Origin of the sequence: Nonomuraea roseola (assembly GCF_039535395.1) — a bacterium.
GTDB lineage: Bacteria > Actinomycetota > Actinomycetes > Streptosporangiales > Streptosporangiaceae > Nonomuraea > Nonomuraea roseola.
In genome coordinates, this window is sequence record NZ_BAAAXC010000015.1 from 1,283,232 (window position 1) to 1,297,281 (window position 14,050).

11 protein-coding genes and 1 tRNA gene are annotated in these 14,050 nt (G+C 72.3%); 4 read left to right on the plus strand and 8 right to left on the minus strand.

All coding sequences use genetic code 11. The annotated features are described in order from the left end of the window. Window positions 1–92 precede the first annotated feature (92 nt). Window positions 93–164, minus strand: a tRNA-Arg gene (locus ABFX55_RS29035). Between the two features lie 117 nt (window positions 165–281). On the opposite strand from ABFX55_RS29035, the gene ABFX55_RS29040 reads away from it, so the two are divergent. Then, window positions 282–668, plus strand: coding sequence for a response regulator transcription factor (locus ABFX55_RS29040; protein ID WP_312895617.1), 387 nt, complete (start codon window positions 282–284; stop codon window positions 666–668). A gap of 8 nt (window positions 669–676) precedes the next feature. Here ABFX55_RS29040 and ABFX55_RS29045 read toward each other — a convergent pair whose 3' ends face one another. Continuing rightward, the gene (locus tag ABFX55_RS29045) at window positions 677–3,412 is read right to left on the minus strand and encodes a helix-turn-helix transcriptional regulator (RefSeq protein ID WP_346125928.1); all 2,736 of its coding nucleotides are present in this window, start codon (window positions 3,410–3,412) and stop codon (window positions 677–679) included. A 102-nt stretch (window positions 3,413–3,514) separates the two neighbouring features. Between ABFX55_RS29045 and ABFX55_RS29050 the strand changes: the two genes are divergently transcribed. The 3 genes from ABFX55_RS29050 to ABFX55_RS29060 are packed head-to-tail and all read left to right on the plus strand — an operon-like array spanning window position 3,515 to window position 5,824. Then, entirely contained in the window at window positions 3,515–4,120 is a 606-nt protein-coding gene (locus tag ABFX55_RS29050; RefSeq protein WP_346125929.1) for a LysE family translocator, read from the plus strand. 43 nt (window positions 4,121–4,163) lie between these two features. Next, window positions 4,164–4,727, plus strand: coding sequence for a TetR/AcrR family transcriptional regulator (locus tag ABFX55_RS29055; RefSeq protein ID WP_346125930.1), 564 nt, complete (start codon window positions 4,164–4,166; stop codon window positions 4,725–4,727). A gap of 41 nt (window positions 4,728–4,768) precedes the next feature. Further along, window positions 4,769–5,824, plus strand: a complete 1,056-nt coding sequence (locus ABFX55_RS29060; protein ID WP_346125931.1) for an alpha/beta hydrolase — start codon at window positions 4,769–4,771, stop codon at window positions 5,822–5,824. Here the strand turns inward: ABFX55_RS29060 and ABFX55_RS29065 are convergent. From ABFX55_RS29065 to ABFX55_RS29090, 6 genes are all read right to left on the minus strand, one after another. Beyond that, complete coding sequence (locus ABFX55_RS29065; protein WP_346125932.1) at window positions 5,817–7,004, minus strand: hypothetical protein; 1,188 nt, start codon at window positions 7,002–7,004, stop codon at window positions 5,817–5,819. The genes ABFX55_RS29060 and ABFX55_RS29065 overlap by 8 nt on opposite strands. 9 nt (window positions 7,005–7,013) lie before the next feature. After that, window positions 7,014–7,394 carry a RidA family protein gene (locus ABFX55_RS29070; protein ID WP_183649686.1) on the minus strand — a complete coding sequence of 127 codons (381 nt, stop codon included), beginning with the start codon at window positions 7,392–7,394 and terminating at the stop codon, window positions 7,014–7,016. A gap of 8 nt (window positions 7,395–7,402) precedes the next feature. Beyond that, window positions 7,403–8,488: an alanine racemase gene (locus ABFX55_RS29075; protein ID WP_346125933.1), complete on the minus strand. Its 1,086-nt coding sequence runs from the start codon at window positions 8,486–8,488 to the stop codon at window positions 7,403–7,405. 25 nt (window positions 8,489–8,513) lie between these two features. Next, window positions 8,514–10,052, minus strand: coding sequence for an N-acyl-D-amino-acid deacylase family protein (locus ABFX55_RS29080; protein ID WP_346125934.1), 1,539 nt, complete (start codon window positions 10,050–10,052; stop codon window positions 8,514–8,516). 111 nt (window positions 10,053–10,163) lie between these two features. Then, entirely contained in the window at window positions 10,164–13,340 is a 3,177-nt protein-coding gene (locus ABFX55_RS29085; RefSeq protein ID WP_346125935.1) for a DUF4153 domain-containing protein, read from the minus strand. Next, the gene (locus ABFX55_RS29090) at window positions 13,337–14,020 is read right to left on the minus strand and encodes a response regulator transcription factor (protein ID WP_183649694.1); all 684 of its coding nucleotides are present in this window, start codon (window positions 14,018–14,020) and stop codon (window positions 13,337–13,339) included. The genes ABFX55_RS29085 and ABFX55_RS29090 overlap by 4 nt, the downstream gene beginning before the upstream one ends. Window positions 14,021–14,050: the final 30 nt, after the last annotated feature.

Genomic DNA, 14,050 nt, shown 5'->3' on the forward strand with positions numbered 1-14,050 from the left:
TTGCCATCGGCCGCATCCAGTGGCACACCCCAGAAACGCAAAAGACCTGCATCTCTGCAGGTCAGCGCGCACTTCACAAGGTAGATCGGGTGTGCCCCCTGTAGGATTCGAACCTACGCACCCGGCTCCGGAGGCCGGTGCTCTATCCCCTGAGCTAAGGGGGCTCAACGAGTGACAACGTTACCAGTATCCGGCCACCACTCGTCACCACGATAAACCTCCTGGCACACATCCATCGAAAACCGCACGTGACCCCCCTTCCAAGGGTTAGCTTTGCGGCCGTGGGCGAGGATCTGGGCAGGGTACTGGTAGTAGACGACGACGAGGTCATTCGGCAGCTCATCGCGGTCAATCTCACCCTGGAGGGGTTCGAGGTGGCGACGGCGACCGATGGGCAGGACTGTCTCGACCGGGTTCTGGACGTGCGGCCCGACGTCATCACCCTCGACGTGATGATGCCGAGGCTCGACGGCTGGGAGACCGCGTCGAGGCTGCGCACCGAGGAGGGGACCACGCACATCAAGGTGGTCCTGATCACCGCAAGGGCGCAGGAGGACGACAAGCGGCGCGGGTTCGGCATCGGTGTGGACGCCTACCTCACCAAGCCGTTCGATCCCGCCGAGCTCATCCAGGTGGTGCGGGAACTGGCCGCGACGGCCAGGGCCTGAGACAGGCGTCAGGGAAGCAGACCCCTACGGCGGGCGATGGCGGCTGCCTGCGTGCGGGTGGAGGCGTCGAGCTTGCCCAGGATGTTGGAGACGTGCACGCTCACCGTCTTCTGCGCGATGAACAGCCGCTCGCCGATCTCGCGGTTGCCCAGCCCCTCCGCCACCAGTGCCAGAACCTCGACCTCGCGGGCGGTCAGCCCGCCGGTGGACGCGGCGCCGGTGAAGCGCGCCCTGCGTCCGAACTCCGCCAGCGCCGCGATGAACGGCGTGGCGCCCAGTTGCTCCGCGCTCTCCTTGGCCAGCGTCCACTCCTCCTGCGCGCCGGTACGGTCACCGGCCGCCAGCAGCGCCTCCGACAGCCGCCACCGCGACCTGGCCACCTCGTAGACGAACCCGTAGGAGAAGGCCGAGACGACCTCCCTCCACTGGCCAGGGTCGGACCGCCCGTGCGCGCGTGCCCATTCGGCCTCGGCGCGCAGGCGCCAGGCCCTGCCTTCGAGGCCCATCTCACCGCGTTCGCCGTCGGGTCCGTGGACCGCGGCGTAGCGGGCCCTGGCGATCAGGTCGTCGGCGCCGTCGGTGACGCCGAGTTCGGCCATGGCCCACAGCCCTGTTCCTGCGATGCGCAGGGTGCCGGCGTCGTTGGGCTCGAGCATGTCGAGGACGGCCTCGACGTGTTCGAGGGCGGTGGCGGGGTCGCCGTTCCACAGGGCGTGCTCGGCGGCCAGGCCGCGTGACATGTAGGTGACGAGGGCGTCGCTCCAGAACGGCTGGAGCCAGGTCAGCCGCTCGCCCACGCCGGGCCGTCCGCGGGCGACCTCGATGAACAGGGCGAAGGACGAGAGGACGGACTCGGGGATGGTGCCGACGCGGATGGGGAAGCGGGCCGCCATGGCCTCGGCGGCGTCCCATTCGCCTGAGACGTAGTGGATGAGGAAGCGCATGAATCGCAGGTCGGTGCCGTAGGTGCTCCAGCTGAGGCCCGTCTCGGCGGCCAGGGCGATGCCGCGGTCGGCGACTTCGGCGGCTTCTTCGAGGCGGCCGAGGTCGTAGTGGACGCGAGTGAGGTTGAACTGGGCGCGCAGGTCGATCGCGAGATGGCCCGAGGGGCGGGCGGCGGCCGTGGCGAACAGCTCTTCGGCGCGCGACCAGTCGCCGCGCAGCTCGGCGGCGGAGGCGAGGGTGACCAGGGCGCTGGCCTCGGCGTCGACCGCCCCGGCGGAGCGGGCGGCCTCCAGGGCGCGCAGGCCCATGGGCTCGACCTCGGCGTGGCGGTGGGTCCAGGCCAGGCAGCGGGCGAGGGTGGCCAGGGCGCGGGCCAGGACGGCGGGCTCGGTGGCCATGGAGACGGCCGACTCGGCGGTGGCGATCGCCTCGTCGGGCTGGTACATCTCCCACAGGTAGTTGGCCAGGCGCTCGTAGGCCTCGGCGGAGGGCGGGACGGCGCGCAGGCGGACGATGGCGCCGTGGTTGTCGCCACTGTCGGCGGCGGTGAGGGCGCTGCGCATGGCGATGGCGACGCGGGTCTCGCCCGCGAGGCGCTCGGCGTCGTCGACCCGCTCCCACAGCTCGAGGACCTGGTCGTAGTGGCGGTGCGCCTCGGCGGGCGCGCCCAGGCGCTCGGCGATCCTGCCCGCCTCGGCAGAGGCGGTGAGGGCTCCCACGAGGTCGTGGCCTGCGAGGTGGTGGTGGGCGAGCTCGGCGGGTGAGGTGAGCCTGGCGGCGAAGGCGGCGTGGAGGCGGGTGCGCTCGCCCGGCAGCAGGTCGGTGTAGACGGCCTCCTGCAGGAGCGCGTGGCGGAAGGCGTAGCCGTAGCCGTCGACGAGGAGCAGGCCGCGGGAGACGATCTCGCGGACGGCCTCCTCGAACTCGCCCACGGGCAGGCCGGAGACCTCGCGCAGCAGGGAGTCCTCGACGCGGCGCCCCGCCACGGCCGCGGCGCGCAGCACGCGCTGGCCAGGCTCCGAGAGCACCTCTACGCGGGACATCAGCAGGCTGGCCAGGCCGTCGGGCAGGGTGTCGCCCTCGGCCACGGCGGCGAAGAGCTCCTCGGCGTAGAAGGGGTTGCCGTCGGCGCGGGTGACGATCTCGCCCAGCTCGCGGGCGTCGGTGTCGCCGAGTGAGGCGACGTAGTCGGACATCTCGTGCGGGCTGAGCGGACGCAACTCCACCGAGGTGACCACGGGCAGGCGCTTGAGCTCGGCCAGCACGGGACGGAGGGGATGGCGGCGGTGGAGGTCGTCGGTGCGGTAGGTGCCCACGACGCAGACCCGCTCGGACTGCAGCATGCGGCTGAGGAAGACGAGCAGGTCGCGGGTGGAGCGGTCGGCCCAGTGGAGATCCTCGATCACGAAGACCACGGGCTGGATGTCGGCCAGCAGGCCGAGCAGCGACCCGAACAGTCGCTGCTGGGTCAGCCCCGAGGACGTCGCCGCGGCGCTGCCGTCGCCGAGCAGGCTGCCGAGGATCGGCCGCGCCGCGACGGCGGCGGCGAGCTCGGAGTCGCGCAGCGCGTCGGCCAGCGGAAGGTACGGCAGGGCGTCGCCGAGCTCGGCGCACTGCCCGACCATGACCTGGAAGCCGCGCTTCCTCGCCTCCGCGAGCAGCTCGGTGGCCAGGCGGGTCTTGCCGATGCCCGCGTCGCCGCCGACGAGCGCCACGCCCGCCCTTCCCTCGGTGGCGCTTTCTAGCACGCGAACGAGGCCGCCCAGCTCAGCGGATCTCCCGATCAGTAGCCCGTTCACGTCGGCCACTATGCCATGACCGGGCGACATTCCGATTGGACCGGGAAAGTCGCCACGCATTGGACTCCATACCAGGACCAAACCCTGCCTACCGTTGCCCCCATGCTCCTCTTCCTCGCCGCCACGCTCACGCTGGTCCTCATCCCGGGGCCCAACCACCTCTACATCGCCGCGCGCGGGCTGGCCCAGGGCAGGGCAGCGGGGCTGGCCAGCGCGTTCGGGGTGGAGGCGGGGACCCTCGTGCACATCGTCGCGGCGGCGGGCGGGCTGTCGTTCCTGATCGCCCAGTCGGCCACGCTGTTCGGGGTGGTGAAGTGGGCGGGGGTGGCGTACCTGGTGTATCTCGGGGTGCGCACGCTGACCAGCAAGGACGAGCTCACCACCCGTACGGCCGTGCCGCAGCCGCTGGGGAAGGTCTTCCTCGAAGGCGTGCTGGTGAACGTGCTGAACCCGAAGGTCATCCTGTTCTTCCTCGCGCTGCTGCCGCAGTTCGTCGATCCGAAGGCGGGCTCGCCCACGACGCAGATCGTGCTGTTCGGCGCGACGCTGCTGGTGCTGGGGCTGCTGTCGGACATCGTGTACGCGTTCACGGCGGGAGCGCTGAGCGGACGGCTGGCCAAGCGCGCCAAGCAGTTGCGCTACTTCAGCGGGATCGTCTACATCGGGCTCGGCATCGCCACCGCCTTCACCGGGCGCCGCGCCGTCTGACCGTACGGGTGCCACGCAACGGTGCGTTGCTAGCATCGCCCGCATGGCACCTCGCAAGCAGCAGGAGATCTTCGACGCCACCCTCGCCCTGCTGGCTCGGCGCGGCTACGAGAGCCTGACCATCGAGGGGGTCGCCGAACTCTCCGGCGTCAACAAGACCACCATCTACCGCTGGTGGCCTTCCAAGCCCGCGCTGCTGGCGGCCGCCCTGATGGAGGCCGACGCGCTGGCCTTCGACCCGCCCGACACCGGCACGCTGCGTGGCGACCTCGAGGCGCTGGTGGAGGGGGTGATCGCGCTGCTGACCAGCCCGCCGTCCAGTGACATCGCGGTGGCCGCGCTGGGCGCCGCGGTCCACCATCCCGAGCTGAACATCGGCGCCTTCTTCGCCGACAGGTTCGCGCGCGAGCAGGAGATCTTCGAGCGGGCGCGGGTGAGGGGCGAGCCAGCCGCGACGGCCGACCCCCTGATGGTGCTCGACCTGCTGGCGGGGGCGGTGTGGGTACGGGCGATCTTCAGGGGGCTGCCGGTGGAGGCGGGCTTCGCCAGGCGGGCCGTCTCCGCCGTCCTCGACGGGGTGGGCAGCGAAGGCGGAGACGCGGCGTAGGAGGGGTGGGCAGCGGAGGAGAGGGGTGACACCCTGGCGCGGTGACCCGTAGTCTGCTCGCCGCCCTGCTCCTGGCCGCACTCACCGCCACCTCCTGCGCGACCACCCAGGCGCAGTCGGAGCGGCCGACGGCGACCGCCCAGCCGCGGTCGCAACAGACGACGGCGAGCGCCCAGCCGCAGTCGGAGCGGCCGACGGCGACCGCCCAGTCCCAGTCGCAACGGCCGGACGCGACCGCGACCGCCGCCGAGCCGAGCGCCGGGGTTGCTAGCACACAGCCAGGAGGGCTCGCCGTCCTCGACGAGGAACGGGCAGGGCGGCTGGTCAGGCTGACCGTCGACTCCCCCGCGCTCAAGGCCGCCGCCAAGGTCGAGCTCCTGCTGCCCACCGCCTGGCGGCCCGGCACCCGCTGGCCCGTCCTCTACCTCCTGGACGGCTGCTGCAGGCGCGGGGGCCCCGCCTGGGTGAGCGACGGCCGAGCCGACGAGGTCACCAGGGACGCCCAGGCCATCGTCGTCATGCCGGAGGCGGGATACGCGGGCTTCTACAGCGACTGGCTGGACGGCCCGCAGTGGGAGACCTTTCACCTGACCGAGCTGCGCCATCTCGTCGAGCGGCGCTACGGCGGCACCGGCAGGCGGGCCATCGCGGGCCTGTCGATGGGCGGGTTCGGCGCGCTCTCCTACGCCGCGCGCCACCCCGGCATGTTCAGGGCCGCCGCCTCCTTCTCCGGCCTGGTCAACGTGAGCAGGGAGGACGTCGAGTACCTCACTGACCAGTCGGGCGACGACCCCCGGAAACTCTGGGGCGACCGCATCGCCGAGCACAACCCCACCGCGCTGGTGCGACAGCTCAGGGACATCCCCGTCCACGTCTCGTGCGGCAACGGCGAGCCAGGCCCGCTCGACGCCAGGAACACTCCCAGGGACGGCGGCGAGGCGTTCATCGAGGCCGAGAACCGCGCGTTCGTCAGGGCCGCCGAGGCGGCGGGGGTGAAGGTCACCGCGAACCTCTACGGACCTGGCACGCACCGCTGGCCGTACTGGACGAGGGAGCTGGAGCGCGCGCTGCCGATGCTGCTCGGGAGCCTCAGCTGAGCGCGGAGGGGATGCGGTCCAGCGTCAGGTACGGCACCAGGCCGTAGGCGTAGAAGTCGACGGCGGCGGCACCGGCGGCCTTGGCGCCGCGGACCTTCGCGATGAGCCTGTCGGCGGTGTCGCTGTCGGGGTGGCCTGGCCGCACGACGGCCCGCACCTCGCGGTCCTTGCCGACCGAGCGCAGGTAGGCGGCCACGTCGTCGGCGACCCTCGCCGCGTCGCGGGCGTAGGCGAGGACGCCGAAGGAGGGCACGAGGTCGCCCAGCGCGACCAGGTCGACGCCGAGCTGCCAGGCGTCGTGCGCGGCCAGCCCCGGAGAGGGCAGGCCGTGCTTGTAGCCCTTGACCGCGCCGGTGGCGTCGATGAAGGTGAGCTGCGAGCCCTCGGCCGCGACCGCGGCCGACACCTCCGAGACCAGCGAGGTGACGGTCTCGGAGCGGGCGCGGGCGTAGTTGACGACGTCGGGGCCCGCGTAGGCGGTCAGCGCCGCCCTGGTGACCTCGCCCTGGGCGGGCTGCTCGCCGTCGAGCACGGCCCCGACAATGCGCGAGCACTCGTCGCGGGCCACCTCGGCGTTGACGCCCAGGTCGTCGGCCCTGCGCATGCAGTAGTCGCAGAAGCACAGCGCCATGAGGTAGGCGTCCATGGGGCCGAGCGGGACGAACGAGCGCTCGGCCTTGAGCGGGCGGTAGTGCAGCGACTCGGCCACGACGCTGTCGACGCCCAGCCTGGCCACCGCCCTGGCCAGCGCGACGGCGTAGAGCCGTACGTCGGGGTGGGCGGGGCACAGGTCGGTGGGGTAGCCCCTGTCGCCGAAGCAGTTGCGCACGGTCACGTCGGGATGGGCGACGCCGATCGCCTCGTTGCGCAGGAACACCGTCCAGCCGTGGAACTTCATGCCGCGCGAGGAGCAGGCCTCGCGCATGCCGTCGAGCACGTCGAGGTAGCCGGGGGCGGGCTGCAGGCGCAGCTCGCCGAACAGGTCCTCGGGCAGGGGGAAGTGCGCTCCGTCGTGCCTCAGGGTGAGCCTGGACAGCCCGTGGGGGGTGACGTCGCGGGTGCGGTGGTGCACGACGCCGACGGTCACGCCGCCCACGCCGTAGCCGCGAAGCCTGTCGAGTACCTTTTCCCTGCCCTCGCTGCGGAGATCCTCGGCGAAGACGTACACGGAGCTGTCCACAACGGAACCCTAGACGCTCTTGTGAGCCACGAAGTCGATCTCCACGAGGATGTTCATCAGCTCGGAGCCGACCGTGGTCCTGACGGGGTACGGCTGGCTGAAGTACGACTTGTAGACCTCGTTGTAGGCCGGGAAGTCGCGCTTGAGGTGCTGCAGGTGGACGGTCGACTTGACCACGTCGTCGAAGCCGAGCCCGTGGGCGGCCAGGATCGCGCCGAGGTTGCGCATGACCTGGTGGGTCTGGGTCTCGATGTCGTCGCCGACGATCTCGCCGGTCTCGGGGTCGAGCGGCCCCATGCCCGAGGTGTAGACGAAGTCGCCGACCACGAGGCCCTGCGAGTAGGCGCCGACGGGAGCGGCGCCTTCGGTGGTCCTGAGTTCCTTCTTCACCGGATCTCCTAGAAGTGGGTGTTGATCGTTCCGACAACGGTGTAGTCAGCGTCGACCAGCGGCAGCACGCGCCACTTGTCGAAGGCGGTGCACGGGTGCGAGATGCCGAAGGCGACCAGCTCGCCCACCTCGAGCGAGCCGCGCACGATCGTGTGCTGGTCCTGCATCCTCACCACCGTCAGACCCTCGCGCCTGGGGATCGGCAGGCCCTCGTCGAAGGGGGCGTCGCGCTTGCCCATGCCGACGATCGCCAGCCCAGGCTCGGGCGTCGACAGCACGTGCGCCCAGATCTCGAAGGCGGGCTCGAGCGAGCCCTGGATGCGGTTGAAGGGCGTGCGCTCGCGGTAGTAGCCGTCGTCGTGGGAGACGTAGGCGCCGCTGCGCAGGATGACCTGGGCCTGGGTGGTGACCAGCTCACGGCCGATCACGTCGAACCACTGGCTGCCGCCGACGCTCAGGATGGGGGCGCGCAGGTGCTCGGCCGCGTTCTGCAGGATCGCCAGGTACTTCCTGACGTCCTGGGCCGTCTTCAGCGAGCCCTCGTAGCCCGCCACCCCGGCAGGCTCGACGCCCTCGACCTGCCGCACGTGGTCGGCCAGGTCGAGCAGGTCCTGGAAGGTCCTGCACCCGGCCCTGCCGCCTTCGTGACCCATCTCCACCAGCACCCTGAAGGGCCGCGCGCCCGCGTGCTTCGCGAGCAGGTCCACGCCCGCGCGCGAGTCGACGAAGCTGAGGAACTCGAAGGAGGGGTCGGCCGCCAGCTCCGCCGCGGCCCAGTCGAGGCCGGCGGGGTCGACGACCTGGTTGGCGACGATGATCCTGGAGACCCCGAAGCCGCGCACGATCATCGCCTGGCTCGGCGTGGCGACCGTCATCCCCCATGCGCCCGCGTCGAGCTGCATTCCGGCGATCTCGGGGGACATGTGGGTCTTGGCGTGGGGCGCGAAGAGCATGCCGTGGTCGCGGGTGAAGGCGGCCATCGTGGCGATGTTGTGCTCGAGCGCGTCGCGCTTCACGACCATCAACGGGAAGCTGAACGCCCCGCCGAACACGTGCTGTCCGAGGACTTTCGCCCCTGACCGAATCCCTTTCACCGCACCGACCCTACCGGGCGCGCGCTCAGGAGGTGGGGCGCAGGGCTCGCCCTGGCGTACGGCCGGTCAGCGCGCCGTCCGACAGCACGCGCACCCCCGACACCAGCACCTCGGAGATCCCGGTCGCGGGGGTGCGCGGCGCGGCGTAGGTGGCCAGGTCGGCCACCTTCACGGGGTCGATCACGACCACGTCCGCGGCGAGCCCCTGGCGCAGGAGGCCGCGGTCGCCCAGCCCGAAGCGCCTGGCCGGGTGCGAGGCGAGATGTACGACCGCCTCCTCCCAGGTCCAGTCCCCCAGCTCGCGCACGTGGGTGCCGAGGAACCTGGCGAAGGCGCCCCAGCCGCGGGGGTGCGGGTGCCCGCCCACGTAGATGCCGTCGGAGCCGCCGGTGTGCGCGGGGTGGCGCAGCACGCGCCGCACCGACTCCTCGCCCTCGGGCCCCTCGTCAGGACGGCCGACCACGCAGCCGGCCTCCAGCCTGGTGTCCACCAGCAGCCTGCGGCAGAACTCCGACGGCGAGACGCCCTTGCGCCCCGCGGCCTCCACGATGGTCAGCCCCTCGGCCCACTCCTCGCCTGGCGCGTGCGAGACGGTCAGGCGGGGCCACAGGCCGTCCAGCGTGGGCCACCAGTCGGCCAGGGAGGAGGACTCGAGGACGTCGAGCGCCCTGTCGACCTCGGCGGCGGGCACCTGCGGCGGCAGCACGATCATCGCGAGGATGGTGCTGCCGCGCAGGTAGGGATAGGTGTCGAAGCTCAGGTCGACGCCGTGGGCGAGCGCCGACTCCACCAGCGGGAGCAGGACGTCCGCGGGCCCGTGCAGGTGGGAGACGTGCATCGCGGCCCCCGACGACCTGGCGATCTCCACCACCTCGGCCATCCCGACCCCCGCGCCGGTGCCGTAGGCGCGCATGTGCGTGACGTACGGCAGCGCGCCCAGCGGCCGGCACAGCGCCGCGAGCTCGGCGGAGGAGGCGTTGCGCCCCGGGAGGTACTCCAGCCCGCTCGACAGCCCGACCGCGCCGTCGGCCAGGCCCTTCTCCACGTGGGCGAGCATCTGGGTCAGCTCGCTCGCCGAGGCGGCGTCGGGCGAGGCGCCCATCACGTCGTAGCGGATGGTGCCGTGCGGGAGCAGGTAGGCGGTGTTGAGCGCGGTCGCCCTGTCGTATCCGGCCAGCAGGTCGGCGACGCTCGCCGCCCCGTCGAGAAGGGGGTGCACGCCGTTGACCGCGGCGAAGTAGCGGGTGGCGTAGTTCACGGTGGCCGCCGAGCCCGGCGCGTAGGACAGGCCGTCCTGACCGAGGACGAACGTGGTCACCCCCTGGCGCAGCGCCGCCAGCTGCACCTCGGGGTCGAAGACCAGGGCGTCGCCGTGGGCGTGGCAGTCGATGAATCCCGGCGCGACGAAGCGCCCCGACGCGTCGATCACCTGCGCCGCGTCGGCCCCCTCGAGCCGCCCGACCGCGGTGATCCGCTCCCCGGTGATCCCGATGTCCGCCCTGAACGCCGGAGCCCCGGTGCCGTCGAGCACCCGCCCGCCACTGATGACCACGTCGAACGTCACACGAAGATTCAACCACTGGTGCGCTCCGCCGACGCCGCCCCCGGCGCGGGCCGGCCTTCGTCGCGCCCTTCGCCGTCGCCGCTCTCGCCGACCACTGGGTGCCGTAGGCGCTCACTCCTGCCTGGAGCGCCCCTCGCAGGCCGGCTGCGGCACGACGGGGTGCAGGGCGAGCAGGTCGCGGGCCTGCGCCCTGGCCAGGTTCCAGCCGTTCCACGAGTCGGCCTCGGCCAGGCCGTTGTTCTTGACCACGTCGGCCAGGACGCAGCTGCGCAGCGGCTCGGGCAGCCTGTCCAGCTCGGGAACGGCCTCCGCGCCGAGGTCGCCGACGTAGTCCTGGTCGATGCGCTCCACACCCCTGATGTCGACCTGCGTTCTCGCGACCTGGAGGTCGGGGTTCCACACGGCGAACGACAGCAGGCCCGCGCCCGTCAGCAGGACGACCGTCCTCGGCAGCCAGGCCGAGCCGAACCCCGCCAGCCGTACGGCGCCCGCCACCAGGACCGTGGCGAACACCGCGCCGAGCCACCAGACGGTCGCGGCGACCGAGGCGCGCAGGCGCGACAGGCCGTAGGCGTCGGTGTAGAGGTCGAGGCGGTGCATCGCCGAGACCAGGATGACCAGGGTGAAGGCGCACAGCACGCCCAGCAGGATCGCCAGCGCCCATCGGTCCCCGCGCTCGGCCTTCACCACGCTGGTGGCCACGGCGACGATGCCGAGCACGAACACGCTGACCACCATGAGCTGGAAGAAGCCCTGCCTGGCGTAGTCGGCGTAGGTGAGGCCCGTGGTGCGCATGACCCAGGCGCTGCTGCCGAACAGCGCGGTGACCTGGACCGCGACGAAGGCGGCGAACAGCAGGTTCAGCCCGGTCAGCGGCACCACCCACAGGCTGCGGTTCAGGCGGGTCCTGAACGACGGGCTGACGGGGTCGGAGACAGGACGCATCGCCACCAGCACCGCCGCGGCCGCCAGCGCGGCGAAGAGCACGAAGACGAAGATCCGCAGCGGCAGCGCCTCCGCCCAGTCGGGGGCGGTGAACAGGCGGTCGACGAAGGAGGCGAAGACCTTGTCCGCCGAGGCGAACAGGATGCCGAAGACCACCAGCAGCACGGCGGTGATGCCGAGCCCCGCAAGCAGCGGCATGACGCGCCGCCGTCCCACGAACGTCTTCATCGGGCCCGCGAGGAACCACGGAACGGGAAGCAGCGCGAGCACGATCGAGATGCCGCCCCTGATCAGCGCCAGCCAGCCGCGGCCCGCGCCCGAGACGGCCAGCGCGCCCAGGCCGAAGGCCCCGCCGAGCAGCGGGACGACCAGCCAGTCCGCGTCCCTGACCGCGACCATCGCGACCAGGCCGTAGGCGGTCAGGGCGTAGGCGGCGGTCCACGGAGTCACCCTGCGCAGGGCCGCGGGCAGCGTGGCCGCGCCCAGCACCAGGGCGACCAGCGCCAGGCCGAGTCCCGGCATGGCGTCCGGCAACGCCACCGCCGCGAAGACGCCCACCCCGAGCACGGCGGGCAGCAGCCAGCGCGGGCTGTCGGGCACGTCGGGGCGGGGGAACAGCGGCGGCGGCACGTACGGCGGCGCGGGCGGCCGCGGACCCTGCGGCGGCTGGTGATGCGGGCCGGCGGGACCGCCCATCTCGCGGGTCCTGGAGGCGGCCTCAGCGGCGCCCGCCACAAGAACGGGAGTCGGCGGATAGGGCGCCCGCTGGTGGGACGCGGGCTGGTGGGACGCGGGCGGATGGGGCGCCCGCTGGGGGGATGGGGGTTGATGGGACACGTGTTGATATGACGCGGGCTGGTGGGACGCCGGCGGATAGGGCGCCTGAGGGTAAGGCGGCGGCTGGTAAGGGGCTCCCTGCGGCCGGCCCGCACCGATGGCCGAGCCGATGGCGGCCCCTCCCGCGCTGGACATCAACATGATGATGATGCCGGCCGCGGTGCCGAAGAGCAGCCCGATGAAGAAGGCCAGGAAGAGCCCGATGAGGAAGCCGACCGCGAGCCCGACCAGGGTCCACAGCATCACCGCGCCCCTCGCCACTCCCGCGGGCTGCGGCGGCGCCAGGTGGCCGGGGAGCCGCTGAGGCGCATGAACGTCCTCGCGCGCGCGTTGCTCGGGCGGCGCGGCCGCTTCCCGCACCTCCCGCTCCCCCGGTTCGGCGACCGCCTCCTCGGCGGCCTCCCCGACCGCGGCGACCTCCGCGACCCCCGCGACCTCGGCGACCTCGGCGGCCTCGGTGATCTCGGCGGCCCGAGGGGGACCCGTCACCCCTAGCCGCGCCATGTCCGGTTCCATCGTGATCCTCTCTGGAAGGTCGACGATCATGCGGCACCCCGCGCCGTCGTCGATGCGAATGGATCCACCGTGCAGTTCGACGATCTCCTTCACGATCGCCAGGCCGAGCCCCGATCCGCCGGCGTCCGCCGCACGCGCCGAGTCCAGCCTGGAGAAGCGTTCGAAGACCCGCGCTCGCGCGGCCTGGGGGATTCCGGGGCCCCTGTCGGCCACCACGAGGCGCACTCCCTGACCGTGGGAGGAGGCCGACAGCGTCACCACGCCTGCGCTCGGGCTGTGCCGTACGGCGTTGTCGAGCAGGTTGGCCAGCACCTGCGCGAGCAGGTCAGGGTCGGCGCCCGCGACCAGCCCCTTCGCGCAGGTGTAGGTGATCGTCACGTCGTCCCTGGCCAGGGCGGCCTCGCGGGCGGCCTGCTGGAGCAGCGGCTCCAGCGTGACCGGCTCGGCCTCCAGATGGCGCACCCCCGAGTCGAGGCGTGACAGGTCGAGGAGCTGGGCGACGAGGCGGCCGAGGCGCTCGGTCTGGGCCAGCGCCGTCCCCAACGTGACGGGGTCGGCGGCCGAGACGCCGTCGACCACGTTCTCCAGCACCGCGCGCAGCCCCGTGATCGGGGTGCGCAGCTCGTGGGAGACGTTGGCGACCAGCTCGCGGCGCTGCCTGTCGACCTCGCCGAGGTCGGCGGCCATCGCGTTGAACGCCCTGGCCAGCTCCCCCACCTCGTCCCGCGACGAGGCGCGCACGCGCAACGTGTAGTGGCCCTTGGCGATGGTCTGGGCGGCCGAGGCGAGCTGGCGCAGCGGCTTGGTCATGCCGTGCGCCAGCACCTGCACCATGATCAGCGCGAGGATGCTCGCCACGGCGATCCTCACCTCGCGCGAGGCGCCAGCGTTGAGGCCCACCTCGTTGACCACGAAGGCCGTGCCCACCGCCAGGACGATGACGATGCCCAGCTTGACCTTGATGCGCCCAAGGAAGTCGAGCGGTCTCATCGGCGCACCAGCGCGTAGCCCACCCCGTGCACCGTGCGCACCACGTCGGGTCCGAGCTTGCGGCGCAGCGCCCGCACGTGGCTGTCCACGGTCCTGGTGGCCGCCGCCTCGGAGAAGCCCCAGACGTCGGACAGCAGCCTGTCGCGCTCGAAGACCTGTCCTGGCCGCTCGGCCAGGCGGCGCAGGAGGTCGAACTCCGTGCGGGTCAGCTGCGCCTCCGTGCCGCGCACGAACACCCTGCGGGCGGCGGTGTCGATCTCGACCTCGCCCACCCTGATCACGGTGTCCTCGACGGCCAGCTGGGCCGCCCGCTCCACCCGCCGCAGCAGGGCGTGGATCCTCGCGACCAGCTCCCGCATGCTGAACGGCTTGGCGAGATAGTCGTCGGCGCCCACGCCGAGCCCGACCAGCACGTCGGTCTCCTCGCCGAGCGCGGTCAGCATCAGCACGGGCACCGGCCTGGCCGCCTGCATCCTGCGGCACACCTCCAGGCCGTCGAGGCCTGGCAGCAGCCGGTCGAGGATCACCAGGTCGGGCTCCGCCCTGCCGTAGGCGACGAGCGCCGCCTCGCCGTCGCTCGCGACGCGCACGTCGAAGCCCTCCGCTGCCAGCCTGTTGCGCACGGCCAGCGCGATCGTCTCGTCATCCTCGACCACGAGGATCCGTCGCTGATCTGCCACGGACCGAAGCCTAGAAGGGGCGTGTGCAGA